General features: G+C 48.8%; 25 protein-coding genes. 11 read left to right on the forward strand and 14 right to left on the reverse strand.

The features are described 5' to 3' along the window. Positions 1 to 74 precede the first annotated feature (74 nt). A complete protein-coding gene (locus tag Ga0123461_RS05405; protein WP_232710386.1) occupies positions 75 to 1,187 on the forward strand; it encodes a M14 family metallopeptidase in 1,113 nt (370 codons plus the stop codon). Here Ga0123461_RS05405 and Ga0123461_RS05410 read toward each other — a convergent pair. From Ga0123461_RS05410 to ilvA, 4 genes are all read right to left on the reverse strand, one after another. Next, complete coding sequence (locus Ga0123461_RS05410) at positions 1,184 to 1,984, reverse strand: RMD1 family protein (protein ID WP_157819242.1); 801 nt, start codon at positions 1,982 to 1,984, stop codon at positions 1,184 to 1,186. The two genes, Ga0123461_RS05405 and Ga0123461_RS05410, sit on opposite strands and share 4 nt — an antisense overlap. 22 nt (positions 1,985 to 2,006) lie before the next feature. Further along, entirely contained in the window at positions 2,007 to 3,497 is a 1,491-nt protein-coding gene (locus Ga0123461_RS05415) for a RimK family protein (RefSeq protein WP_100277396.1), read from the reverse strand. A gap of 1 nt (position 3,498) precedes the next feature. Next, on the reverse strand, positions 3,499 to 4,590 hold the full coding sequence (locus tag Ga0123461_RS05420; RefSeq protein WP_100277397.1) for a GNAT family N-acetyltransferase/peptidase C39 family protein: 1,092 nt from the start codon (positions 4,588 to 4,590) through the stop codon (positions 3,499 to 3,501). Between the two features lie 152 nt (positions 4,591 to 4,742). Continuing rightward, entirely contained in the window at positions 4,743 to 6,251 is a 1,509-nt protein-coding gene (gene ilvA / locus Ga0123461_RS05425) for a threonine ammonia-lyase, biosynthetic (protein WP_100277398.1), read from the reverse strand. A gap of 39 nt (positions 6,252 to 6,290) precedes the next feature. Between ilvA and Ga0123461_RS05430 the strand changes: the two genes are divergently transcribed. From Ga0123461_RS05430 to Ga0123461_RS05440, 3 genes are read left to right on the forward strand one after another with little or no spacing between them, the layout of a single operon-like run. Then, the gene (locus Ga0123461_RS05430; protein ID WP_157819243.1) at positions 6,291 to 7,070 is read left to right on the forward strand and encodes an aminotransferase class IV; all 780 of its coding nucleotides are present in this window, start codon (positions 6,291 to 6,293) and stop codon (positions 7,068 to 7,070) included. Continuing rightward, positions 7,070 to 8,050 carry an endolytic transglycosylase MltG gene (mltG, locus tag Ga0123461_RS05435; protein WP_100277400.1) on the forward strand — a complete coding sequence of 327 codons (981 nt, stop codon included), beginning with the start codon at positions 7,070 to 7,072 and terminating at the stop codon, positions 8,048 to 8,050. Before Ga0123461_RS05430 ends, mltG begins: the two co-directional genes overlap by 1 nt. Next, positions 8,040 to 8,309 carry a DUF4911 domain-containing protein gene (locus Ga0123461_RS05440; protein WP_100277401.1) on the forward strand — a complete coding sequence of 90 codons (270 nt, stop codon included), beginning with the start codon at positions 8,040 to 8,042 and terminating at the stop codon, positions 8,307 to 8,309. Before mltG ends, Ga0123461_RS05440 begins: the two co-directional genes overlap by 11 nt. A 233-nt stretch (positions 8,310 to 8,542) precedes the next feature. On the opposite strand, the gene Ga0123461_RS12550 is transcribed toward Ga0123461_RS05440, so the two are convergent. After that, positions 8,543 to 8,689 carry a hypothetical protein gene (locus Ga0123461_RS12550; RefSeq protein WP_157819244.1) on the reverse strand — a complete coding sequence of 49 codons (147 nt, stop codon included), beginning with the start codon at positions 8,687 to 8,689 and terminating at the stop codon, positions 8,543 to 8,545. A gap of 141 nt (positions 8,690 to 8,830) precedes the next feature. Here Ga0123461_RS12550 and Ga0123461_RS05445 point away from each other — a divergent pair, with 141 nt between their 5' ends. Beyond that, positions 8,831 to 10,297: a PAS domain S-box protein gene (locus Ga0123461_RS05445; protein WP_100277402.1), complete on the forward strand. Its 1,467-nt coding sequence runs from the start codon at positions 8,831 to 8,833 to the stop codon at positions 10,295 to 10,297. 264 nt (positions 10,298 to 10,561) lie between these two features. On the opposite strand, the gene Ga0123461_RS05450 is transcribed toward Ga0123461_RS05445, so the two are convergent. The 5 genes from Ga0123461_RS05450 to Ga0123461_RS05470 form a co-directional block, all read right to left on the reverse strand. Next, positions 10,562 to 10,978: a response regulator gene (locus Ga0123461_RS05450; protein ID WP_100277403.1), complete on the reverse strand. Its 417-nt coding sequence runs from the start codon at positions 10,976 to 10,978 to the stop codon at positions 10,562 to 10,564. Positions 10,979 to 11,106: 128 nt separating this feature from the next. After that, positions 11,107 to 11,328 (reverse strand): hypothetical protein, encoded by a 222-nt coding sequence (locus Ga0123461_RS05455; protein ID WP_100277404.1) that lies wholly within the window; start codon positions 11,326 to 11,328, stop codon positions 11,107 to 11,109. An 87-nt stretch (positions 11,329 to 11,415) separates the two neighbouring features. After that, complete coding sequence (locus Ga0123461_RS05460) at positions 11,416 to 11,889, reverse strand: response regulator (protein ID WP_100277405.1); 474 nt, start codon at positions 11,887 to 11,889, stop codon at positions 11,416 to 11,418. After that, positions 11,889 to 12,257: a response regulator transcription factor gene (locus Ga0123461_RS05465; RefSeq protein ID WP_157819245.1), complete on the reverse strand. Its 369-nt coding sequence runs from the start codon at positions 12,255 to 12,257 to the stop codon at positions 11,889 to 11,891. Before Ga0123461_RS05465 ends, Ga0123461_RS05460 begins: the two co-directional genes overlap by 1 nt. Before the next feature lie 8 nt (positions 12,258 to 12,265). Beyond that, positions 12,266 to 14,008, reverse strand: coding sequence for a putative bifunctional diguanylate cyclase/phosphodiesterase (locus Ga0123461_RS05470; RefSeq protein ID WP_157819246.1), 1,743 nt, complete (start codon positions 14,006 to 14,008; stop codon positions 12,266 to 12,268). Here Ga0123461_RS05470 and Ga0123461_RS12335 point away from each other — a divergent pair. Genes Ga0123461_RS12335 through Ga0123461_RS05490 form a run of 5 tightly spaced genes read left to right on the forward strand, consistent with a single transcriptional unit; the run spans position 14,001 to position 17,859 of the window. Then, positions 14,001 to 14,291, forward strand: coding sequence for a hypothetical protein (locus Ga0123461_RS12335; RefSeq protein WP_157819247.1), 291 nt, complete (start codon positions 14,001 to 14,003; stop codon positions 14,289 to 14,291). The two genes, Ga0123461_RS05470 and Ga0123461_RS12335, sit on opposite strands and share 8 nt — an antisense overlap. Next, positions 14,288 to 14,881, forward strand: coding sequence for a response regulator (locus Ga0123461_RS05475; protein ID WP_100277408.1), 594 nt, complete (start codon positions 14,288 to 14,290; stop codon positions 14,879 to 14,881). The genes Ga0123461_RS12335 and Ga0123461_RS05475 overlap by 4 nt, the downstream gene beginning before the upstream one ends. A gap of 8 nt (positions 14,882 to 14,889) precedes the next feature. Further along, positions 14,890 to 16,311, forward strand: a complete 1,422-nt coding sequence (locus Ga0123461_RS05480) for a PAS domain-containing protein (RefSeq protein WP_198507139.1) — start codon at positions 14,890 to 14,892, stop codon at positions 16,309 to 16,311. Between the two features lie 16 nt (positions 16,312 to 16,327). After that, positions 16,328 to 17,239, forward strand: coding sequence for a sensor histidine kinase (locus Ga0123461_RS05485; RefSeq protein WP_198507140.1), 912 nt, complete (start codon positions 16,328 to 16,330; stop codon positions 17,237 to 17,239). Then, positions 17,239 to 17,859, forward strand: a complete 621-nt coding sequence (locus Ga0123461_RS05490; protein WP_100277411.1) for a cysteine hydrolase family protein — start codon at positions 17,239 to 17,241, stop codon at positions 17,857 to 17,859. The genes Ga0123461_RS05485 and Ga0123461_RS05490 overlap by 1 nt, the downstream gene beginning before the upstream one ends. Before the next feature lie 53 nt (positions 17,860 to 17,912). Here the strand turns inward: Ga0123461_RS05490 and Ga0123461_RS05495 are convergent, their stop codons facing one another. Beyond that, the gene (locus Ga0123461_RS05495) at positions 17,913 to 20,801 is read right to left on the reverse strand and encodes a PAS domain S-box protein (protein ID WP_100277412.1); all 2,889 of its coding nucleotides are present in this window, start codon (positions 20,799 to 20,801) and stop codon (positions 17,913 to 17,915) included. Positions 20,802 to 21,581: 780 nt separating this feature from the next. On the opposite strand from Ga0123461_RS05495, the gene Ga0123461_RS05500 reads away from it, so the two are divergent. Next, on the forward strand, positions 21,582 to 22,961 hold the full coding sequence (locus Ga0123461_RS05500) for a MobA/MobL family protein (protein WP_100277413.1): 1,380 nt from the start codon (positions 21,582 to 21,584) through the stop codon (positions 22,959 to 22,961). Between the two features lie 244 nt (positions 22,962 to 23,205). Here the strand turns inward: Ga0123461_RS05500 and Ga0123461_RS05510 are convergent, their stop codons facing one another. The 3 genes from Ga0123461_RS05510 to Ga0123461_RS05520 all read right to left on the reverse strand — a co-directional run bounded on the left by Ga0123461_RS05510 (position 23,206) and on the right by Ga0123461_RS05520 (position 25,644). After that, positions 23,206 to 23,532: a hypothetical protein gene (locus Ga0123461_RS05510; RefSeq protein ID WP_100277415.1), complete on the reverse strand. Its 327-nt coding sequence runs from the start codon at positions 23,530 to 23,532 to the stop codon at positions 23,206 to 23,208. Positions 23,533 to 23,689: 157 nt separating this feature from the next. Beyond that, positions 23,690 to 24,430, reverse strand: a complete 741-nt coding sequence (locus Ga0123461_RS05515; protein ID WP_100277416.1) for a metallophosphoesterase family protein — start codon at positions 24,428 to 24,430, stop codon at positions 23,690 to 23,692. Then, complete coding sequence (locus tag Ga0123461_RS05520) at positions 24,430 to 25,644, reverse strand: AAA family ATPase (protein WP_157819249.1); 1,215 nt, start codon at positions 25,642 to 25,644, stop codon at positions 24,430 to 24,432. The genes Ga0123461_RS05515 and Ga0123461_RS05520 overlap by 1 nt, the downstream gene beginning before the upstream one ends. Positions 25,645 to 26,008: the final 364 nt, after the last annotated feature.

A 26,008-nucleotide genomic window follows, 5' to 3' on the forward strand; every position in this document is an offset into this window, starting at 1 on the left:
GTAAGAGTTTCTGTCGGCATGATGCGTTACGAAAGATTGTTGTCTAAGAATCCGAGTTGTTTCAGCATACAAACGTGCAACAGGATATAAGAGATATCGAGAGCATGCTCTCCTGCTTTTCACCCGACTACCGGTGTGCGCGCCACTCTTTTCTTGATGCAGCAGCCCGTGCCGGAGCAGAGCTGAAAAGTTTCAACCATCCTCTTAAAGGACCTGAGGGCGAGTCGTTGGCAACCGATGTGGCTTGGCTTGGGCCGGCTGATGCTGAGACGGTACTGGTGCTGCTCTCTGCCACCCACGGCGTGGAAGGGTTCAGCGGTTCGGCGGCTCAGATCGATTTCCTCTCCAGCTTCACTGCGCTTTCGAAGGGTACTGCTGTACTGGTTGTGCATGCGGTCAATCCGCACGGTTTCGCCTGGCTGAGAAGGGTGACCGAGGAGGGGGTCGATCTCAATCGAAACTACATCGACTTTTCGCACCTGCTTCCAGTCAATGAGGGGTATGATGAACTGGCTGATGCGATTGTACCAGCCTCCCTTGACCTGGAATGCCTTCGGCTCAGCGATGCCCGGCTGGCTGACTATTATGCGCTACATGGCCGTGAGGCCTACGAGCGGGCACTCTCCGGCGGCCAGTACGATTTCCCGAATGGACTTTTTTACGGCGGTATTCAGCCGACATGGTCGAGGCAGACCTGTGAGCAAATTATTGCCGAATACGGACTGGCTGGCCGCAAGCGAGTGGCGCTGATCGATTTTCACACAGGCATAGGGCCGTTCGGATATGGGGAGCCGATCTGCGACCACCCTCCCGGGTCGACAGGGGTTCGACTGGCGCGCAGCTGGTATGGAGATGCTGTGACTGAACCAGCCCTCGGAACTTCAATTTCAGTGGCCAAGCACGGGCTCTCTGATTACGGCTGGATGCATCTGGTCGGAGAGCCGCTGGTATTCATTGCGCTGGAGTTTGGCACCTACCCGTTCGACAACATGATGCAAGTGCTGCGTGCCGACCATTGGCTTCATGCCCAGGGTCAGGTGGAGTGGCAGGCTGAGCAGACAGTGGCGATTAAGGCGGCCATTCGCAGCCACTTCTATCCAGCCACGCCAAAGTGGCAGGAGAAGGTGATAAGAGGCTCGCGCCACAGTATCCGGCAGGCACTTTCGGGTCTGGCGGCGGAGGTTTAGAAGAGCTTCATCAGGTCGTGTGTGAGAAAGAAGAATATCTCAATGGCGATCAGCCAGATGATGATCCACTCCAGCAGCGATGAATGTTTATGCTTCTGTTCATCGGCAAGCATGGCGAACATGTCGTGGATGATCTGTAACTTTTTATTGAGCACATCAACGCGAGGCGTGGTGTCTAGGTAGCTAGCCATGCGCCGGTAGTGCTCCTCAACCTCGGGGTACTCCCAGAAAAATTCAGGCGTATCAAGCAGGGCATGGTGGAGCAGGATATCGCTCTCGACAAGAAAGAGCTTGCCGCGCATGCGGGCAATCTCTTTCCTACCCAGGCGGGTGGAGCCGGATTCGGCCATGTTGCGCGGGATATAGGCAGTGTTCTCGATTGTCCGTTCGGCATAGACCTCAAGCTCAGAGAGCTTCAGTGACTGGGCGATACCGTGAGAAATGGCCAGTTTCACCATGGTACTTCCTTCGTTGATGGTGATGTGGTCGGAACGAATCCGTGTCGCAGTGTCAGCATCAATTTCGTAGGTGAAGAGGTCGGATATTTTCTCCTTGAGTGGCTCCCTCAAGAATGGGGTCAGCTGGTCGAGGATGCGCTTTTCGCTGTCGTGATCACATCCCCAGAAGACGACTACACCATAATCGAACAGGAATATATCACCGTTGGCATCATCAAGATGGATCGCATTGCGATAAGTGCAGGCGCGGTGCTGCTGCGAAAAGTGTTGCTGCATAGGCTCGGTATGGAAATGTTTGGCGAGGACATAGGCGTTGCATCGTTTCTGCATGTTACTCATCTTTATCATCCTGTCTGTCGGGCTATTCGTTGCGCATCGATTCAATGCGGTGGATAAATTCATTGATGACAGTTTCGTAAAGTCCCTGCTTCAGGACTTTATCCTCGATACCATGATCGATATTCGGATTGTCATTGATCTCGATGACGAAGATACCGTCATCATTCTGTTTCAGGTCAACACCGTAGAGCCCGTTGCCAATCAGGGCGGCAGCTTTAAGGGCGGTGTTTACCACCTCTTTGGGGACATCCTCGACAGGCATGGTCGCAAAGCCGCCGGGTACGGTAGAGCCGTCAGCCTTATGGTTGACGATCTGCCAGTGGCCACGCGCCTGTTTGTACTGACAGGCATAAAGCGGCTTGCCGCCGAGGATGCCGATGCGCCAGTCGTAGGCGGTATACATGAACTCCTGCGCTAGAATGATACGAGAGTGCGAAAAGAGCTTGTGGGCCGATTCTGCCAGCTGGGCACGGTTCTCGGCTTTGAACATGCCACGCGAGAAGGAGCCATCAGGGATCTTCAGCACCATAGGGTAACCCAACTCATCTTCAACCCGACACATGGCCTCCTCATCGAAACGATAGCGGTTCAGCGGTATGGTTCTGGGTGTCGGCAGCTTCTGGCTTGTCAGTCGCTCCCACATATAGACCTTGTTGGTGCAGCGAATGATCGATTTTGGATCATCGATCACCGGCATGCCTTCAGCCTCCGCCTTGCGGGCGAAGCGGAAGGTGTGATTGTCGATCGCTGTTGTTTCTCGCAGCAGCAGGGCATCAAATTCGGAGAGCCGGCTGTAATCCCTTTTCTGGATCAGTTCAACATCGACCCGCATCCTTTGTCCGGCACGGATGAAGCGTTCCAGTGCAGCCTTGTTTGATGGCGCCAGCTTCTCATTCGGGTCGTAGAGGATAGCAAGATCGTAAAGGGCCGGTTTGCGGCTGTCGTGGCGTTTGCGGCGCGGTATGCGCGTGTAGCTTCGAAGACTGGTCTCAAAGAAGTCAGAGAGGGCTGCGGTCACCTGATGCAGGCCCATTGGACGAATGCTACGGATTTTCCACTCTTTTCCGCATTCGATTCGCAAGCGCAGCAGCGGGTAGCGGAAGATATCGAACAGCTCCGAGGCCAGACGGCGGAAGCGGTGATCATCGCATGTGCCGAAAAAGATGTGCAGGTCGAACGAGGCCTCAGGCGGGGAGGCAAGACGTTTCATCGTGTTTTCAAGCAGCCGTTCCAGATCCGGAATGGAGAAGGCATAAAGGCTCTGGCGCGAGAGATCAACGATATCGGCAACAGTTGGCATCGGGATATCGTTGCGCGCCTCTGCCAGCAGCGAGCAGTAGTAACCGCCACTGAGGTAGGTGTAGTGTCTGCACAGGTTGATAATGCGGATAGGCCGCTTCTGAGCACCAGCCTGGCGGGTCAGGTAGTCGTTGGCCAGGGTCACTTCGAGCCCCTCAACCGCCCATTTCCAGTCCTTGATTCGGTCAACAATCACCGTGTGGCGTACCGGCATCTTACTTCTCTCCCTTGTATAGTAGCAGCGTGGCGTATTGCCGCTTGCTGCCGTAAAAACGCATGCGCTCGAACTCTGAACGGGCAACCGGAATTCCGAAGCAGGTGGTCTCCGTCTGCCCCTCGTCGACATAGGGTTCGTGGATATAGATAAAGCGACTATCGAAACCGCTGACAACAACCCAGTGCGGCGACTTGTCGCCAGTTAACCGGTAGGCGCTGATCAGCAAAACTGGGATAGCGCCATCGCGGAAGCGCGCTTCAAGTTCATCCAGTGACAGGTGCTGCTCATGCAGCGGGATTCCAAGGCGGCGAATCTCCTGCAGAAAATCATTCTGTACAATGCGAATCACTTCCCGCTTCTCTTCGTTACGCACCGAATCGACAAACATTTCTGGATCACTGGGGACGAACAGTACGGGGCGCAGGCCGCGGTGGAGAACGGAGAGTGCCAGACCATAAGGACTGCAGCCACCGTGGCCCGAGGTCATGAAAATGCTGGTTGCTTCGCGCCAGAGGCGCAGTTCCAGCTTGCGGCTGAGTTTCAGGTCAGGATCAAGCGCCTTCATCGCCATCATCAGGCTGGCCGGCCCGCAGGTAAACTCAAGCGTCTGGGCGTAGAAGGGCACGGGACTTAGCTTGGGTGAGAGATGCGGGGCCAGCGGCTTCTCCATGCGAAGGGCTGCCGCGTGATCTTCGTAGTAGTCCGGAAAGACGGCGAACTCCTTGTATCCCAACTTGCGATAGAGGGCTATGGCACTGCCGTTGTCGATATGCACCTCCAGTCGCATCGAGACAACGCCGCGATCCAGAGCTTCTGCCTCAGAAGCTGCAATCAGCCTTGCGGCAATGCCCCTGCCTCGGCATTCGGGCAGAACTGCCAGTGAGTAGAGGCGGGCCATGGAGGTGTTCTGATGGAACAGTACAAGGGAGTAAGCCAGTAACTGCTCTCCATCATCAAAAACAAAGAAAGAGGCCTTACCACGGGTGAGCAAGTGGCGAAAGCTGCGCTCTGAAAGGCGGTCGATCTCAAAACAGCAGTTTTCAAGGGTGAGCAGTGCCGAGATGTCTGCAGAACAGGCGCGTCGAATCATACTGAAAGAGAAAGAAATATTTCCATTTGCGGTAGGCTGAAACCGTACCGTTGCTGCGTCAATAGTCAGCTATTGCAGGCCGACTTCCCATGGTCAAAGTGATCAATAAGGGGTGGCTGCCATTGTCAGATAAGCTGGTGCGGGGAGTGCCCCTACAGGAAAAGCGTGTAAGCCGGATTGGCACTTTCGTTGACGTAAGCGTAGCCCAGTTCATCAAGGTAGGCTTCGAATGCCACGCTTTCCTGCGGCGGCACCTCAATGCCTGCAAGCACCCGCCCATAGGCAGCGGCATGGTTGCGGTAGTGAAACAGTGAGATGTTCCAGCGGCCAGCAGCACGGGTGAGAAACTCCAGCAGTGCGCCGGGGCGCTCTGGAAACTCGAAGCGATAAAGCTGCTCGTTCTCCACCAGCGGACAGCGGCCACCTACCAGATGGCGGATATGCAGCTTGGCCAGTTCATTGTCCTGCAGGTTCAGTGTAGGCAGGCCTGCTGCGAGCATCGCTTTTTCCAGAACATCTACCTCATCACTGTCGGCAACGCTGATGCCTGCAAATACGTGTGCCTCTTCACGGCTGGAGAGGCGATAGTTGAATTCGGTGATGTTGTAGTCACCGATGATGCGGCAGAACTCAAGGAATGAGCCCGGCTTCTCAGGAATCGTGACGGCGAACAGCGCCTCGCGGCCTTCACCCATCTCGGTTCGTTCAGCAACATGGCGCATGCGGTCGAAATTCATATTCGCACCACTGTTGATCGCCGCCAGTATCTGGCCACGAGCACCTGTGTTGCGGACATACCTCTTCAGCGCAGCTACGCCGAGTGCGCCAGCAGGTTCAACGATGGAGCGGTTCTCCTCGTAAATATCCTTGATCGCGGCGCAGATCTCGTCGGTATCCACAAGTATGATCTCATCGACATATTGCCGGACAAGTTCGAAGGTGTGTTTGCCGACCTGTTTGACGGCCACACCATCGGCGAAGATGCCGACCTGTTTGAGTGTAACCCGTTCGCCCGCTTTGATCGAATCGTACATGGCCGCAGAATCAACTGGTTCGACACCGATAATGCGGGTTCCAGGCGAATGTTTCTTCAGGTAGATCGCCATGCCAGCGGCGAGGCCGCCGCCACCGATGGGGATAAATACAGCATCAAGATCACCCGGATACTGGCGCATCATCTCTTCGGCAATCGTTCCCTGGCCGGCAATCACCAGCGGGTCGTCATAGGGATGAATGAATACCATGCCGTTCTCTTCGCAGAGTTTATAGGCGTGATCGCTAGCATCGGAGTAGCTGTCACCGAAGAGCACAACATTTGCACCCAGATGGGCAACGGCCTTGACCTTGATCTCCGGCGTGGTACGCGGCATGACGATGGTTGCGGTAATCCCAAGCTTATGACTGGCCAGTGCCACGCCCTGAGCATGATTGCCGGCAGATGCACAGATGACACCACGGGCACGCTCTTCATCGCTTAAGTGGGCAATTCTGTTGTAGGCACCACGCAGCTTGAAGGAGTGGACCGGCTGCATATCCTCACGTTTAAACACCACCTCATTACGCAGACGCGATGAAAGTTTCGGTGCAAGTTCCAGTGGAGTTTCAATCGCCACGTCATAGACGCGTGCTTGTTCGATGGCCTCAAGGTATAAATCGCTCATAGGGCGGCTTGCTACCATGAACGAGGTAAGGATTCGAGTTTGAAGATAGTTTCTGTAGATACAATTGATCGGGGAATCGCTTATGCTGAGGCCTGTTTCGAAACCTTTCGGGTTATCGATGGAGAGTGCTTTGCATGGCCTGCGCACAGGCAGCGACTGGCAGTCGGCCTTTCCGAATTCGGTATTGACCTTGGCGATGATGATTATGAATCACTGTATACGGCTGCGCTTGATTCAGCGGCACAAGATGGGGCGTCTGATGTGCTGGTGCGGATCACGATCACTGGGGGTGATGCAGGATGGGGTCTGACCAATAGAGCACTGTCGCCTGCGGCCTATATTCAGGCCATGCCGTTTTTCAGCCCCAGAAAGCCAGCAAGACTCATGTTGAAACGCTGGCCATTTCCGCTTAAGGAAAAGCGGGCCAAGTTCAGCTCCGATTATGCGGAAACCCTGCGTGCCTTGGCAGGCTGCAAAGATATTGATGTGCTATTTGAGAAGAATGATCTCCTGATCGCCGCAGCAACGGCCAATCTGTTGCTCTATCGCCAGGGGAGATGGTGGACGCCGCTGGCCGATGCCGGTGTACTGCCGGGTGTGGTTCGAAATCACCTGGTGAAAGCGGGTGTTGCTCATGAGGCCGAGTGTCCGCTTGCATGGCTTGAAGAGTGCGAGGCGCTGGCGCTTTGTAATAGTGGTATATTCCTTCGCAGGGTGGTCTCAGTCACAGATAGGAAAGCCCTTGATGGCGAACATCCTGCCTTTAGAGAATTAATAGAAGCACTGGCTGGTGAAGCCGGTATTCCAAAGGATATTTAATGAAAAAACTGATGATGTTTTCGATTGCGGGTGCGTTGCTGTTGCTTGCACCTCTGCTCTGGCTTCTCTGGCAGGCCTCGGCACTCCACCAGCCGAATTCGCCGGTTGAGGTGATGATTCCGAAAGGGGCTTCAACGATAAAAATCGGGCAACTTCTTGAGGCAAAGGATGTTATCCCTTCCAAGATCGCCTTCCGCTTTGCTACACGCCTGAAAGGGGTGTCGGCGGGGTTGAAGAGCGGTTTCTACCGATTTGAAGAGGCAGCCAGTATCAATGCCATTATCGAGCGTGTCGAACGAGGCGATGTGATGCAGTTTCAGGTCACCGTACCTGAAGGGTTGCGTAATGACGAGATCATAGCGCTGCTTGCCGCGAAAACAGGCGTTGAGATTGCTGCCTGGCAGACCGAGCTGAATAAGTTGGTGCCTGATGGTGCGGAAGGGCGCCTGCTGCCGGAAACCTACCAGTACACCAAACCACTCAACCCTGCGGAACTGCTAGGCTCGATGATCAAGGCGCAGCAGAAGGTTCTGGCTGCGTTGAGCCCAGATCCTGTTGTACAGCAGCATATTCGCATCGCTGCCTCCATTATCGAGAAGGAGACCATGCTTGATCGCGAGCGACTGTTGGTTTCAGCTGTGATTCGCAATCGATTGAAAAAGGGGATGCCACTGCAGATGGATCCAACCGTGATCTACGGCATCTGGAAAACCACCGGCAGCTTCTCAGGTAATATCCACAGGAAGGATCTCTCCACAGATACGCCGTGGAACAGCTATACCCGAAGGGGATTGCCGCCGACGCCGATCGGCAATCCGGGAATTGCCTCATTAAAGGCTGCTGCAGCACCTGCCGATGTCGATTATCTCTACTTTGTTGCTGACGGTACCGGAGGCCATAAGTTTGCCACCACCCATGAAGGGCATCTAGCCAACGTGGAACGCTGGATCAAGATCGAAAGGGAGAAAAATGGTAAATGAACCTACGCTGGTGGTCGAGATTGAACTACCCGTTAAACTCTCTTTCCGTTTTCAGATGCTGCTTGAGGGCGAGGATGGGCTGGCTGTGGTGCGCTGTTACGATCCTGAACATAAAAAACAGCAGCTCTGGACTACACCTTGCCAACGCACCGATCTGCTCGACTGGCTGACGACACTGCCCGAGGCGCTTGAGGTCAAGGTGCAGGCTGAGTGGATCTGGGGTGACGAGATCGCGAGCAGAAAAAGTTTGCTTGGCTGAAAGATCAATACCGGGTAGGCCCGAGTTCAGGGTTCTTGACTAACTGCCCCTGTAAGTTCATTATTTTACTACTGGTATTTGCTCAGAACAGTTTAGCGGGAGGGTGAGATAAAGCTCCAGTATAAAGCTCCAGTATAAAGCTCCAGTATAAAGCTCCAGTATAAAGCTCCAGTATAAAGCTCCAGTATAAAGCTCCAGTATAAAGCTCCAGTATAAAGCTCCAGTATAAGGCTTCACTGACAATACTGCTCTTCAGTATCGCGCTTCTGACAACTCTGGTTGGAGGGTTCAGTTATTACAATGAGCAGGCGGCCGCAAATGTTGCCAGAGAAAGCCTTGAGACGCTTGCGGAAGAGGTCTCCTCCCATCTTGAGAGCCATATCCTGGATGCTGCCAGCCTTACCACCACACTCTCCTCAGCCCCGCTTGTTGCAGAAGCCCTGAACCGGAGTAACGGTGAATATGCGCAGCTTCCTGATACAGAACGTAAGCAGAGGGTAGAGCAACTCAATAAAAGGTGGATGAGTGCAGAGAGTTCATCCGACCCGTTTATCGTTAAACACCTGACAAACAGGGTTGCCGCATTCCTCAAGCAGCAGCAGATCCTTTTCCCGGGAATGTACGGAGAGATTTTTCTCACCAACCGTTTTGGCGTCATGGTCGCCTCAACAGGAAAGTTGACCACGCTGGCTCATGCAGATAAATACTGGTGGAAAGCAGCGTTCGATAAGGGTGACGGCAAAATATTTTTTGATGACCGCGGCTTTGATACCAGCGTGGGCGGTTACGTGCTCGGCGTGGTGGTGCCGATTTACCAGGGCGGCGAAATCATCGGGTTGATGAAGGCCAATATCAATATTCTTGGCCCCATCAGAACTCTTATCGACAGCATCAAGCTGAAGCATGAAATTAGCGCGAAACTTGTTCGCTCCAACGGATTGATCGTTTACGAGAAGGGTGTCGAGCCGCTGAGTGCGAAGGTGGATCAGTCCTTCATCGGCTGTGTTGGCAGCCATGTTACAGTCTCCCTGATTGATTCCGGTAGTGGTGCGATCGTGGCCTGCACCCCTGTGGCCGTCACGATTGAATCGGAGAGTTCCGGTTTTGGAGGCAAGGGGCAGTCGGTTGATCAATTGAAAGGTAATATTGATGAAACCTGGTCGGTTCTGCTTAGTGAGGAGGCGGATATTGCACTGGCCGCTGCCCATGAAACGGCGAAGGCACTTATTGTCGTCGGCCTGTTGATTGTTTTCTTCTCAGCACTGCTGGCCTGGATACTGGGCCGGATTGCAGCCAGGCCGCTTGTAATACTTTCCGATGTTGCCAAGGCGATTGGTGAAGGCGCACTAGAGACAAGAGCTCCCGAGGGGGCAGCCGATGAGATCGGCAAGCTTGCAGGCTCGGTCAACAAAATGGCAATCAACCTTCAGGAGACCATGGCCTCCCGCGATGAGTTGAAGCACGAAATTGAATTGCGTAAAAAGGCTGAAGAGAGCCTGCGGCTTCTCTCCTCCTCGGTAGAACAGGCGCGAGAGGCGATCAGTATCACTGACAGGCATGGAATAATTGAATATGTTAATCGGGCCTTCACCCTGGTAACCGGCTATGGCGCGGAAGAGATCATCGGTAAAAACCACAATATTCTAAGCAGTGGCACTCATGATGCTCATTTTTACAGGCATATGTGGGAAACCATCAGTAGTGGCCGGGCCTGGCAAGGGCGCATTGTGGACAGGAAAAAGGATGGTTCGCTCTATCCTGCCATGATGACAGTCTCACCAATTGCCGATGAAACTGGTGAAACCACCCACTTTGTCGGTATCCAGCAGAGCCTGAAAGAGCATGAAGAGATGGAATCGCAGTTGCGCCACGCGCAAAAGATGGAGGCGCTTGGAACCCTGATTGGCGGCATTGCCCACGATTTCAAAATAACAGGCCACAATAGTCAAGCCGTCTTCACTAAACTATCTAGACTTGCATTCTGTTAAGCTGTCAATAGTTCTCTAACTTTTTTGCTGAGTTCATCGATCTTAAGCAGAAGATCAGTATGAAAGCGATATGCGCGACATGTTGGTCTGTTTTTCATCATTTTTTTCTTGTCATAATTTCATTCTTCGAGTGTCGAGCTAAGTGATAAAGTCAATCGATGGGTACGGCTAATGCTAAAAGGGGGGAGGCAGGCAGGAATGGGGACCTGCCTGCCTGATCTGCCGAGCCTTTGGGGAATTAGGGAGGGCCCGGCAGATTTTCGATTACAATTTATCATTCTGCGCGACTGTTTTTGTTGCGGGCATGGCGGGTGTTGTTTTCAGCAGCTGCCTGATTTTTTTGATCATTCTTGTCGGATTTAATGGTTTGTTGACATAGAGATCAGCGCCAGCCTCAACTGCGTATGCAACATGCTCCCGTTGGGTCAGCCCCGATAGCAGAATGATCTTGGTCTGGTGGAGCTTGCTATGCTTGATCATTTTGCATACATCGAGCCCAGAGACGTTTCCCGGAAGTGTAATATCTAGGATAACCAGATCATGTTTGTGCAGTGCATAGCTATGCATGGCCTGAAATCCGTCAGTCGCATAATGCAGGCTATAGCTGAGCAGGCTCATCGATTTATGAAAGAGATCGCGTACTTCGTTGTTCTCATCAACTATCAGTATTTTCTTCTGCATATATAATTCCTGCCATAGTTCCACCTTTTCTCAGGCGGTACGTCCTTATTGATGTGAGGTAAAGCTGCCTGCCTTCCCATTGAACTGTTATTTTTGTTCGGCAGGCAGCTAGCCGCTGTTACCGGTGATCAAACATAGATGCCCTCGGAGGCTTGCCTGTAAGCATAAATCGCTGTCCGGGTGATAATATAAGCTGCGGGTGCATTGATTTTCCGCCGGGAAGGCTTTGGCGTGATATCAATAATCTTGGCGTCAGATTCTACCCCTCTTTCAATGCACTCATTAGTGACGATGCGACCGGTTTGACTGCTTCTTTTCAGCTTAAAACCAAACATGAATGTGATTTCCATGCGTAACTCTGTTTAAGCAGGCAGGAACATCTGTTCCTGCCTGCTCCATATGCCGAGTCTGGGGGGGTGAGGTTTAGACCCGACATATTATTGCTGTATGAGTCTGGAAAACATCATCTCGTCAATGAGCTTTTCCAGAATTTTTCTAAATCTTTTCAGGTCTATCGGCTTTTGCATGAGATAGGCATTTTGAGGCAGGTCGCCGATTGCATATACATCTGATTCGGATAGCCCGGTTACCACGATAAATGTTATTTCATTTCCCTGCTTTACAAGGCCTTGCATGATGCTGTAGCCATCAAGCTTGGGTAGCCTCAAATCCAGAATCATGACATCTGGCTTATGTTTCATGACTGAGCGTATGGCGCTGTACCCGTCTTGAACGAATTCAACATCCAGAGGAAGTCCCCATGCATGGATGGCCATCTGGATCAGTGAGGATACATCCGGGTCATCTTCGACGACGAGCACATCCAGACACTCGTTCGAGATCGAACTTTTGATGGGGAAAAAACGCTGCTCGCCTGGCTGGCTTCCACGAAAGAATTTATCTTTTTTCATTATCGTGCCAACTTATGTATTTCTCTGATCAGGGCCATCGGACTGAATGGTTTTGTGATATATGCATCTGCACCGGCATCATAGCCTTTGGAGATATCAGCAGGTTGCGACATGGCTGAGAGAAGGATGATCTTGCAGTTGTGCTTGCCGTTCTTTTTAAACTCCGCGCAGAGATCCAGTCCGCTTTTGTCACCGGGCAGCATGATGTCGAGGACCACCAGATCCGGCAGTTGCTTTTCAAATTGAGATGTTGCCTGATCAGAGTCGCCAGCCTGATAAAGATCATAGCTCATCATGTTCAGCGAAAGGAAAATAAGGTTCCTTACTTCTTCATTGTCATCCACGATGAGAATTTTTTTTGTAGCCATTTTTCCTATCATATCACTGCCACCTTTGGATGCTCCTTATTGTTCAAGCAGGCAAATCGCGCCATTTCAACTGCGGATAGCGGCTTGCTGATCAGGTAACCCTGAATCTGGTCGCAACCGTGCTGCTTCAGATAAAGCAGCTGCTCTTCGTTTTCCACGCCTTCAGCAATGGCTTTGAGGTTCAGTGATTTGGCCATACTGATAATGGCGTTTGTGATAGCGGATTCTTTTCCTGTGCAGATCATATCTACGAATGCCTTGTCTATCTTCAGCTTATCCATCGTGCTGAAGCGTTCCAGATAAGCCAAGCTGGAGTAACCTGTGCCAAAGTCATCAATGGCTACTTTGACGCCGATTGCTGCAAGATCGCACATCAGGTCTTCTGCTGCCGATGGGTCCTCAATCATACAGGATTCAGTTAGTTCCAGCTCCAGCAATTGGGGCGGAAAGTGTGTCTTGCTCAGTGTCTCCAGAATATCCCGGGGGAAATTCTCATTCAGTAGCTGCATTGCTGATACATTCACTGCGATATTAAACGGAGGAATTCCTTCGTCCAGCCATTGCTTGCCTTGCAAGCAGGACTCTCTGAGGACCCATAGGCCCACTTCATAGATGACTCCCATTTTTTCCAGTAGCGGGACAAAGATGGCTGGTGATATATATGTGCCATCATCCTGCTTCCAGCGCAGGAGTGCTTCTACGCCGACAAGGGAGTTGTCATGAATCGAATTCTGGGGTTGGTAGACTATTTCAAAGGCCATTTGGTCAACGGCAAGTTTCAGTATGGCTCTCAACCGTTCATGACTGTCAGCATCCTCCATCATTGTATCGCTAAAGGCAGTGATTCTTGTGTTATTTTCATGGGTGCTGTTGTGGAGAGCAAGCATCGCCTTGTTCGTACTAACGGTGTTTTCTTCAATGCCGTTAACGGTGTAATAGCCACAGCAGTAATCTGAACTTAATGTCCCGTTTTTAATCTCATATTCCGAGGAGATTATTTTGCCTATTTTTACAAGCTTGTGGATGAGTTCATCCATGTCATAATATGTGAATGCAGCGGCGACTTCATGGTTTCCGAGGCAGGCAATTGACTTCTCGCCTATATAGTTTCCAATATTGAGTCCCATCTCTGCGAGGATGGAATATATGGACTCCTTGCCGTAGAGGTCGCATAATCTGGAAAAGCCTACAATGCGGTAGATTGCAACCACATAACCATCAATCGCTCCTTCCTTTAGCCTGTCCTGAAGGCTATCCAGATGATGACTGAATGACAGTTGGTTAGGCAGGGAAGTTGCAGGATCATAATTCATCAGGTATTCGATGTGATTGTTTCGTTGGATGGATGTGGTGATATCCACAATGTGAATGATGAAAAAGACAGTATCTGTTTCTAATGGTGAGCTTGCAGTAATGGATAGCCGGGCAGGAAACACGCGCCCTTTTAATGATATCAGGTCGAGCGCCCCCCCCCAGCTTTTTGATAAAGAGAGGTTCTCTTTTATGTCCCGCAACACTGAGTGGGTTTTAAGCAGATCCTTGATTGAGAAGGTCGCGGTGTCATCGTTAATATCACACATGATATCAAAGGCAGAGTTGTGGAATACGGTGTTCCATTCATCGTCCACCACAATAAAAGCCTGTGAGCTGTGTTTATAAATATCCTGGCTGAGCATGTACTCTGGGCGTTCTGATATATACTTTTTACCGTACTCCTCAATTGGCTTTATGTAGTATTTTTTGATGATCATTGTGGCAAACAAGGAAATAATTAATGCATCAACCGCCGCCGCCCAGATTTCATTGTCGATGAATATGGCAATTTCGCTGAATTGCCACATGATCATCATCTCCATTGAGAATATGGCTGTGAATAGTGCGATTGCGCTATTTGTCGAGCTGAGATATTTGGCCGCCATCTATAATAACCATCCATATAGTGATAAAACTGATATCCGATTTGTAGGTATTGTTTTTATCACTGTCAACAATATTCTTGATTACTGTGTTAAAATGATAAAAATAGCACCATGAATAGAGATGAGTATTTAACAACCAAGCAGGTAGCCGAGATGATGGATGTCACCATCAGGACGGTTCAGCTCTGGGCGGATGCGGGTCAGCTGGAGTGCTGGGTCTCTCCCGGAGGGCATCGCCGGATCAGGCGGGACTCTGCGATGCAGATGCTTGAGCTTCGAGGCGTGGAAGGGGCCGGCATTGATCCCGGGATAAAGAGTGTGCTGATCGTCGAGGATGACCGCGACCTCATCCTGCTCTATCAGATGCATTTCAAACGATGGGGATTGCCATTGGATGTTCGTTATGCTGCCAATGGTTTTATTGGACTGATGGAAATTGGGCGGCGGCGGCCTGACCTGCTGGTAACAGATCTGTTTATGCCCTATATGGATGGTTTTCAGATGCTCAGGTCTCTTAATCAGGAGGGGCTTCATATTCCTACCATTGTGATTACTGGGGCTCCTGCAGGGAAGGTGGAGGCACTTCAGGCGGAGGATGAGGATGTGCTGGTGCTTTCGAAGCCGGTGGATTTTAACCTGTTGCGCCGACTTATCTCTGTTACGCTGGATGTTCGCAAGGCGGAGTACGAAGAAGTCGTTAAGTGATGAGTTCCATGAGAAAATTGCCTGAAGAGCAACTGATTCAGAAGCAGGTGGACCTGCTCGAGAAGGTCAATGCCAGCAGAATGAGGCTGGATCGGATTCTTTCCAATCTTTCAAGCGTGGTGTTCGAAACAGATGCCGAAGGCCGTTGGACGTTTCTGAACGAGGCCTGGGAGGAATTTGTCGGATTTACGCGGGCTGAATCGATCGGGGAGAATTTTATCGACTATGTCCATCCGGATGACCGCGAAGAAAATTCAGCGCTGTTTGCTCCCCTGATTGAACGCAAGAAAAGTGAATGTCGGCATCAGGTTCGCTATCTCTGCAAGGGAGGAGGCTTTGTCTGGGTTGAAGTACATGCGCAGCTTCTTCTGGATGGTGTTGATCGTATTGTCGGTACGACTGGCACCCTGTCTAATGTGCATCAGGAACGATTGCTGATGGAGGAGAAGGAGCGGCAGGATCAGCTACTGGCGGTGACACAAAAGGCCGGAATAATGTTTGCGAATGGGCACGATTTGATCTCCAAGGAGGATGAGCTGCTCCAGGCGTTGATAGAACCGGCCCGATTGACTCGGGCTGCCATTTGCAACTGCTCATCTGTTTCCGGAAGGGTGGTGCTCGACTCATGCAGGGAGATGTGGCTGGAACATGGAAATGGCTCTATTCTCATGCTTTCCCAGCAAGCTTTGTTGGATCGTTATCCAGCGTTTACATGTGTTTTGGATAGTCTGGATGTATTGCTACGGGCAAGGTTGGCCACCTGGGACTCTGGCGAGGAGTATTTCCTGCTGCTTCCTGTTTTTGCAGGTGAAGTTGCTTGCAGGTTTATTCTGCTTGTCAGTGACTCTCCATGGACGGCTCATAACATCAATGCATTGACGCTTCTCGCTCAGGGTTATGGCCTCACTCTGCACAGGAATATGATGCTGCATGCGATCTCAGAGAGTGAATCCCGGATGAAGTCGGCTCTTGAGAACAGTAATGAAGGCGTTTGGGACTGGAATATCCCTACGGGTTCCGTCTATTTCTCCCCCGTGTGGCTCGGGATGCTGGGTTATCATGAGGGCGATTTGAAGCCGGATGTCAGCACATGGGAGGAGTTGCTTCATCCTGATGATTTGTCTGTCGTAATGGAGGCGCTGAATGAGCATCTGCTGGGAAGAGTGGCCCACTATCAAACAACGCACCGGCTGAAACACAAGGATGGCTCCTGGCGGTGGATACTGGATCGCGGCAAGGTCGTCGAATGGGATGAGGGGGGGCAGCCATTGCGTGCAATTGGTACTCACCTTGATGTGACCGAGACCAAACTGATGGAAGAGAAATTGGCGCGGCGCAGTTTGGAGTTGGCCAGTGCCAACGATGAAATTGATGCGGTGCTGATGGTGAGTCCGGTTGGTTTTGTCGGTTTTGGCGATGATGGATGTTGACGATAAAATAATCGGTATGACTCTAGCAGGGCTCAAAGAGCATATGACCGAGCAGCATAAGGTGCTGGATGAAATTCATACTGAAGGGATTGATGAGTGCATTGTGGAGAATGCATCCAGAGAGTTGGTGATTAAGCTCCGCTTTATGCAGGAAGAATATTCCACTGTAGGGTTTCGTAAGCTTGTCTCTGCTATCGATATTACCCGTGAATACAATCTGGATAAGATGAAGAGCTACTTCATGTCTGTTGCCTCGCATGAGTTGAGGACACCGCTTTCCAGTATCTGTGGCTTCAGTGAACTACTGTTGGAATGCCCGGATAGCTTTACGGCTGATGAACAGAAGCAGATGATGTTAAGTATTCACTCGCAATCAAATGTTTTGGCATCGATTGTATCCCAGCTTTTGGATGTTTCTCGAATTGAATCAGGTGAACCCATGCAATCAGATATGCAGGTGAGAAAGCTGGATCTCGCGCACTTTCTTGAGGGGGTTGTAAGCTGTTTACCTTCTGCTGAAAGAGAGGCGAGAGAAATCAATCTGGATGTCATCGATAGCTGCGCTGTTCTGGGTGATGAAGGTTTTCTTACAAGGGTGTTTTCTAACCTGTTATCCAATGCCTGCAAATATTCATCCATTGATTCAGTTGTCTCAGTGCGGGTTTCTTCCGTTAGAAAAGGAGGGCGCAGTATGGGGCTGGTCGAAGTGATCGATCAAGGTATCGGGATGAGTCCAGGAGAGGTGGCCAAGGCATTCGAAAAATTCTATCGGGCGGATGCCTCTGGCAAAATAAAGGGGATGGGATTAGGGCTTCATATTGTAAAGGAACTGGTTCAGGCGATGGGAGGGAGTATTGAGATGTCTAGTCAGAAGCATATTGGAACAACTGTCAGGGTATACCTTCCTGATGGTAAGGGAGAGTTATAATGAGTAATCCGGGAGTGCAAGATTCAGCAGTCATTTTGATTGGTTTTCAAAATGATTATTTTTCTTCAGACGGTATTCTACGTGGGGTTATTGAGGAGTCAGCGGTTGCGAATAATGTGTTGAATCATACCCTGAAGTTCATCAAAACAGTGATAGATAGTGGCTTGCCGATAGTGCATACCCCTATCCGGTTTACCACCGAATATCGTGAGCTGGATAATCCCGTTGGCATTCTTGCGGCCATAAAGGAGAGCAAAGCGTTTCAGGCTGGAATGCCCGGGGCCGAGACGATTAATGAGATCAAGGCGTTCGGAGATCGGATTGTCGAGATTCCGGGGAAGCGGGGCTTGAATGCCTTTTCCAATACGGAGCTGGATCTTTTCCTGAGAAACAGAGAGGTGCGAAATATCATTCTTGCCGGCGCGGTTACTTCAGTCTGTATAGACTCAACTGGCAGGGCTGCTTTTGAAAAGGGTTATGATGTATTTGTTCTCGAGGATTGTACCTGTGGGCGTACCAATTTTGAGCAGAAGTTCTATTGCGATGAGGTCTTTCCAATTTACGCGCAGGTGATCAGCAGCGGGGTGTTATCCGAACAGTTGTTGAGTTCGGCTGCCTGATTTGAGTTATTAAGGACGGGCAGAGCCCGGCTTTGCTGTTATTTCCATTTTGATCAGGCATGTAGTTTTTGTGCGACTGCGATGTTTAGGTCCTTGGCACTAAATGGCTTCCTTAACACCACTTCATCATTTTGTTCTAGAGCATTTGGTAAATCATAGCCACTGATATATAGGACCTTAACATCACTGCCTTGATCCGAACGGATGGATTTAATGGCATCAGGACCATTCATTTCCGGCATCACAATATCTGAAATGATAAGCTTAATCTCATCGCAATGGTCGTGATAAAGCTGAATGGCTTCTTTGCCTGATTTGGCTAACAATACATTATATCCAAAGACTTCTAACATCCCCTTAGTTGCTTCCCGAATGGCCTCATTGTCCTCAACTAATAGGATGATTTCACCACTTCCATCGAGGAGGTTAGTTTGTTCTAAATCAATTTCGCTTATCTCCTCTGATAAAATTGGGAAATAGATCTTGAATGTGGTTCCATGGCCAAGCTTGCTGCTTACGCCTATGCAGCCCCCGTGAGATTTAATAGCACCATAGGCCATGGCTAGCCCAAGGCCTGTGCCATGTTCTGCGGGCTTAGTCGTAAAGAAGGGTTCAAAAATATGGTCAAGATGCTCTGGTTTAATGCCAGTGCCATTGTCAGAAATGCAAATGCAAACGGCACGCTTCAATGAGCATTGTTCATTAACATATAGTTGAATTGAGACGTCAGGCTCAGCTGCCTCCAACCTAACTGTTATCTTTGGGTTTTCTACTGAAGACACAGCATCTCTGGCATTGTTTAATAGGTTCATGAGAACCTGTTGAAGTAGATTAACATCTCCGTTGATGTTTAGTTCATCCGGAGAAATTTCTTGGATTAACTTGATGTTTTCAGTAAGAGCAACCTCATAAAACTTGATGATCTCCTTAACAAAGGTGGACATTTTCAACGGATGCAATTCACCAGCATCAACTCGTGAAAAGGTCAGTAGCTGGCGTATCATGCCAGATGCCTGATCTGACAGCTTTTGAATCATTGATGCTTTCTCTTTGACTTTTGGTAAGTCTTTAACAGCACGTTCAATCAAATAGGCATTACCCATTATGCCAGCCAAAGTGTTGTTGAAATCATGGGCCACGCCTCCAACGAGGGTTCCTAAGGCTTCCATCTTTTGAGACTGTTGAAACATGCGTTCAATATCATTGAACTCGGTAAGATCCTCCTGAACTCCAACATAATGCGTAATGTTTCTATCATTATCTATGATAGGGGATATCGTGAGTTTCGCGGGATAGAGAGTGCCGTCCTTTTTTTTGTCGATAATGCTTCCTTTCCACACTCTGCCACTGCTAATTGTGTTCCAAAGATGCTGGTAAAATGCTTTATCTTGCTTGCCGCTATTTAGGATTGCGGGCGATTTACCAATTAATTCAGCTTCCTTATAACCTGAGAGACGCTCAAGGGCAGGGTTGACATATTCAATGATGCCATGGTTATCCGTTAGGATAACTGCCTCGTTAGCGCTTTCTATAGCTTTAGATAACTTAACCTGCTCTTCCTCAAGTTTTTTTCGCGCACCAATGTTGTGTAGGAATACAGTGAACCCATCAAAAATCGGGGTCTTGAAGTTAGATACGGATGCCTCAACAGCAAACGTTGAACCATCAAAACCTTTGGCTCTTAGCTCTTTGAATCGAATTGCCTCAAGGTAGTCAGTAGTAAACTCGGAAAGTTGAAGAATGTCTGTGATGTGCTTGCCCATCATGCCAACAGAGTTGGTGTTCCACTGATTTAACGCGGCTGGATTTGCATCGGTAATATATCCAGTTTTATTGCATGTGATAATGCTTTCAAGGGCGGAATTTTGAATCAACCCTTTTATATTTGCCTCGGATAGCTTTTGGTCCGCTTTATCGAATCGGGCTTTTATTATTAATAATCCACCAGCCAATAAAAGGGCAAAGAAATATTGTGCTAAAATTTTAGTGGCGAGCGTACTCTTTTCGGCTTGAAACTGACTCCGTGGAATATGGGCAACTGTAATCCAGTCAGCCCCCCCATGGCTTTCGTGCCTAAGCATAGAAGTTAGTTCATGAAATGGCTCAATATATTCATAAATAAACAATCCGTTTTCGGTTTCTAGTTGGGCATGAGCATCGGATGCATTCTTAATAATCAACCATTCATCTGGAAAGTCATTGGCAAAGTTGAACTCTTTACCTTCATCAAACATAAAGCCCCAAAGCTTTGCGCTGTCATTTTGATGGAGGTAAAATCCATCCTGATTCAGAATCATGATATTTCCAATCGATGCTTCATCAGAGGTCATATTATGAGCCTGCTCATAAGCGTTCAGTAGCTCTTGTGCTAGATAGTTGATGACCAGAACACTAGAAATTTTTCCTCTTGAATTGAAAATTGGCGTGGAAAACCTGATCATAGGCTTAAGAGGATATTCAACCTCTCCATGTTCAATATTGAGATCTAAAGGGGAGATATAAAATTCATTCTTGGCGAGTTTCAGGGCTTCAGAAAAGTAGTATCTGTCTCTCTTGTTTTGGAGTTCATGCGTCGGGACGATCACAGCACCATCTTCCGTCTTGTTGATGCGAACGATTTCCTGACCAGATAAATCAATTAGCCTGATTTGGTCATAGCGTGATTTCTCGGTTAAAATGATTTTAAATTGCTGGGCGATGGTGGGGATATCTCTTCCCTTATTGACTTCGTATAGAGAGGAGAGGATTTTCAAATCGCTGATAATAGATTGGAATCGTCCAGATATCGTGAATTCGCTGCGTTCCATGTTCAACAGCTCATCGTCAAGCATCACGGTTTTATGGGCTTCATATTCTGATCTGTAATACTCGTAAAAGGCCCAGCCCATAACTGAGGCCATGGCTAGGAAAATTAATACGGCTTTCTTATATGATTTGCCCATTCACTTAAATGCCTTCAAATTAGATGGATTAGATTCCCTTCGAGCTTATTGGGAAGGTACTTTGGGGGAGATTCGTTGTCTAGTACACTTGATGGATAAGCCATATCTCAAAACATACCGTATATGGCGAGGCCCCTCTGATTTATCCAACGCCAGGAAGTATTTCTATGGATGTGAAGGCACTTTGGGGGAGATTCATTGTCTAGTACACTTGATAGATAAGCCTATCTCAAAACATACTATATATGGCGAGGTTTCTCTGATTTATCCAACGCTAGGAAGTAGTTCTATGGATGGAAAAGAGCACCTTCGACATACTTCAAATTCCTTATTGATATTGATGGTTTTCAATCTTCAATATTTGTTGGTACATATGCTTTTCTTACGAATTACTTGTGTCGAATTTCAGGACTCCCTTATAATTAGGCCCCTCTGGCCAGAAGAGCGCGCTTAGGCGTTTCTCTGTCGAGAAACGCTCGCTTGCGTCAGGGGATGACCCCTGAACCCCATTACCCACGATAGTTCAGAATACTCATTTCCTCTTTTGCTCTGCCAACTCTCATCTGGCTGGCGAACATTATCTGAATTCATTTCTCATTTTTCGTTGTGAAATATGAATATTCTTGGCATCGCTTGCTTATTTTTTCTGCTATATCGTATAATTACCCGCTGATTTATTGATTGGGGCTCTTGTAGGTTTTAGCCCCATGACTTCCGCCTTCGGGCGGCTTTTATGACGTTACTTATTTTTATTCTGGAAACAGAAGGAGTAAGTACGCCATGTCTGAATTTCATCTGTCGCTCAATATCGGAGCAAAAGGCAAGGCCGGCCCACACTTTCATTATATCAGTGCGTCGGAGAAATATGCGAAGAAGCACGGTGTTGTTCATATTGAGAGTGGTAACATGCCGATTTGGGCAACGGCAGAGCCAGCTCTGTTCTGGGAAGCATCTGATAAGTTTGAGAGAGCTAACGGCACGACATACCGAGAATTGGAAGTTGCCCTTCCCAGAGAGTTGCCATTCTCAATACAGCTCGACCTTGCCCGTCAGCTTGCTGAAGAGGTGTGCGACACTCGACACGCCTACAGCTTTGCTATCCATCACACCAAGGCCAGTGATGGCGGCTTGAATCCACATGTGCACCTGCAATTCTCCGAACGCATTCAGGACGGCATTGAGCGTGATGCGGCCACATTCTTCAAGCGGGCAAATAAAGCAGCTCCCGAAAAAGGGGGATGCGTCAAAGACAGAAGCTGGCAAGCCAGCAAGCGAGGGAAGCAGAAACATGCTGAATCCAGCACTCGCCTACTGGAAATCAGAGAACAGTGGGCAGATATGTGTAATCAGGCACTTTCCTCGCATGGCTCAGATGCCCGAGTTGACCACCGTAGTAATGTAGCCCGAGGTATTTATCTGCTTCCACAACCTAAAGTAGGGGCGAAATCGTGGCATTTGCAAAGGCGAACTGAAAAACGGGAGCTCGACCCAGTCACCAATAAAATGGGCCCTATGCCATTTACTGGAGTTAAAAATGAGAGGTTTAAACATTGGGAAGAAGTAATTTCCTGTAACAAGGCTATTATAGCTGAGCAATCAAATCATGCCCCAGAAATACAGCGACGTTTGGCTGATGCTGAACGAGAACTGGCTGCTTTGGTACCTATAAATCGTCCTGACAGACAAGAAATCTTGCGAAATATCGCCGAAGGTCAACAGTCTGCTCGCCGACTTGCGCAAGAGATATGGAAACTTGAACATGTCACTCGCCGTTCAATTTATAATTCCATGATGCGAGTCAAACAGAAGTATGATGCTGGTGGAAATTGGCTGGTACGTGCCTTCAACCAATTCCGCCACCGCAGCACTCTGAATCAACTTAAGAAAAAGCATGATGCAGTTTTATTCGCCAAGTCCTCGAAAATAAAAAAACGAGAGCGATTCATAGAGCGCCTTTGCCTGCACCCTTATGCCATTAAGGAAGCCTCTGAAATGTACACAAAACAAGCAGTGCAACATAGTAACTACCTAGCCAGCAAAAGAGACCTAGAGCTGGAAATTGAGTCAATTAAGGCTTCACTTTCATGCCAGAAGTCAACATCGCAGCCATTGGTTTATCACTGCATTAGGCCTATTGGCTCCAATTCTGTCATTAACTAAAAATGGTTCTGGAACAGCATGATATTGTACAGATTAATTACAATAAGGATTACCTACGGTGTCACCTTTTCAGTGCCATTTTATGGACTGTAAAAAGTATAATCGGGTCAGGTTATTACGAGTGTTTCTCAGCTATCCCGATGATACTTTTTACCGCCATGGCATGGACACAGAAAAGTCGACTGAAAGTCGTGACAAATCCACTTTTTCCTGTCGGAGACAAGAAAAAGTAGATTTCAACTACTTATCCATCAAGACCATCTACCCAGTCTGAAAAATCTACATCAAGCCAGGCATCAGAATCAGCGAAATTCTCAGAGAGTTTCAGATGTGCTTCATGTAAGTCGCTTCGTGCTCTTTCTAATCGAGCCTCCATGATAGGGTCAACCAAATCTATAAGGGCAAGCTCAATCATTACTATAACATTTTCGATGCCTTCGATAACAGTCGTATTATCAGCCTGCACTTGCATATAGTCCTGATCTAGAAAACCTCTTTTTTTGCTTGGGTCATCATAAAGTTCTTCTGCTAATGGCTCCATTACATCTTCAACAGTTAAATTCAAACTCATGCTTTTACTCCTGATATGCTCTACACCCACCACTGAACGGGCAGGTATCCTGCCGCTCTGCAAACCCGCGCATCGCCCTTGCTGGTGAAGGCGATGCGCGGCTCCGCAGAACGGCAGGTTTAATCGCACTGTTTTACAAAATCCGCAATTCATGCGGTTAAACCTCAACAACCAGCATTGAATCAAATGCTGGATTCTCCCAGCCACCCAGTGGGAGAGGATATCCTCTGGGGTTGCATATCACTCTTGTTGAGCCGAGTTGGTAATCAAAACTGCTATGTGTGTGGCCATGCACCCAGAGATTGACCCCCGGCATTAGTGACTGCAAATTACTCATGAAACAAGGGTTCCAGGGGTTGCCGACATACTGAGGGTGTAAACTCTTCAGGCTGGGAGCATGATGTGTCACTACTACTGTTTTGCCTTGAAATGGTTTGCTCAACTCGGTGCACAACCATTTTAGATTACGATCAAACCGCATCTGTTGTTGCTCAACTGAGAAATGAATCGGTGCTCTACCGTGCTCATGCTCAACGACAATATTGTCGTAGTCACAATAAAGAACCGCCCCAAAGTTACTCAAATCCGTCCACATGGTGCTGCCCAAAAAACGAACGCCTCCAATCACTGTGGTCTCGTTATCCAACAGAATTACATTCGATCCTGCAGTAGCATTCCTCATGGCTTCCATATGCCCTGCCATTGAAAAACTGGGATCGTGATATTCGTGGTTGCCGGAGACATAAATCACCGGTGATTGAAAAGTATCTCTGGCCCATAAAATCCCTTCAGCACTTTCTGAGATATCACCAGCCAATATCACGACATCCGCACTCCCTTGGATTACATGACAGGGAGCATGCTCAATATGAAGGTCAGATAAAATTTGCAGCCTCATCAATGGATGAACCCGATTTTCCGGCTATTCGTTTGATCCTGATTATCCACTGGCACATCTTCCGGCGTAAGCAACAGCGGTGCAGGTGAGTGATCAGCTCGAATGGAAGCATGGGCCATGGCACTTTCAAGCTGCGCCTTGAGCCGCCTAATAGACAGGTCACTCTGTAGCATTTTCTCAATCACCTCCGATGGCAATTTGTTGGAAAAGACATCCTGTAGGCCATGGTTGTCCACTTGCTGTTCATAGATTTGTGGCAGAATCTGGCGTAGTTCATCCTTGCTTGGCGGATTGACCGAGATCACTTCGAAGCGATCTCGAATTGGTGCACTGAGTGAAGATATTTCATTTGCGCTGGCAAACCAGTTGATTCGACTGGCATCAATGGAGACGGCAACAAACTCATCCTTGAATTCACGAGCATTGTTTTTCTCCAATAAGGTATACAGAGCTGAGACGAACAAGTGTGAGCCTTCAGACTGGCTCTTATCCACCTCATCAAGCAATATGATCGGGTTTGCGCACCCCTGTTGTACCAGTTCATCGAAGATCATGCCTGGATGGCCGGTACTCCAGCCGACTGATAAACCTGTAAGATCACCCGCCATCGACATTGATGCACATGAGATAGAAGAGAATCTTGTATCGAGTGATTCTCCCAATTCATACAGGAAAGAGCTCTTACCACACCCCGGTGCTCCAAGCAGCAGAATGTTCGCCCCAAAATCGACAACAGGATATTTCTTCAAGGCGTTCAATCGCATACGGGCACGCAGTGTTTCTATCACAGCATGGAAATGTGGGTAGCGCTTGCTGAGTCCATCGAGAATGTCATTGTAATTTTTCGGTTGGGGAGTCAATGCTCGCCAAGACTGAGCAGCACGCATACGGTGCAGAACTGATCTCAGTAGCTCCATATCTTTTTGTCGCTCTGCAAACTTTGATCGCTCAGAAACTTCTGAAAGACTGTACATATCCAACATGTACGCACGCGCTTCCTTAGTAGCTTCATCCTGTGCTGACTTGAGCTCATTAAATCGTCTTTTAATGTTACGCTCCTGCTCTGGCGTCATGGGGGAAAACGGATCAAAAGAAGAATCGTTAGTAGCTTGATCTTCTTTAGAGGGGGGCGAATGTATCTCATCATCCGAGATGATCTCGATCGGATATGTATCTGATATATTTTGCTTATGTGCTTCCAGCTTACAGTCCATTAAGCCTCCTGTTAGGCAATAGATAGCTGTACCGCGGTGTTGCGGCACAATCAGTAGTTCTGTTTTCATCAGGCAGCAGCCCGATTTACGTTACATTCGTAAATTTATGTGATTTCCATGCAGATTCTGAATTCTGCAGGAATAGCTCTACAGAAAGTTATGTCAGTCCAAGCATGATTCCACTCCTGCGTCATCCCATAATAAAAAAGCAATTACCGCGAAAATATCCGCAGATTCAAAGTTGTTGTGAGAAAGTAAAATCGGATTGAACGTTAATTGTGAGTTTTCATGAATTTGCCACCTCGAAGTCGGAGCTTGCATTCTTAATAGAATGGCTCTGTAGATAGCTATTGCACTATAGCAA

Origin of the sequence: Mariprofundus aestuarium, from assembly GCF_002795805.1 — a bacterium.
GTDB classification, from domain to species: Bacteria; Pseudomonadota; Zetaproteobacteria; order Mariprofundales; family Mariprofundaceae; genus Mariprofundus; species Mariprofundus aestuarium.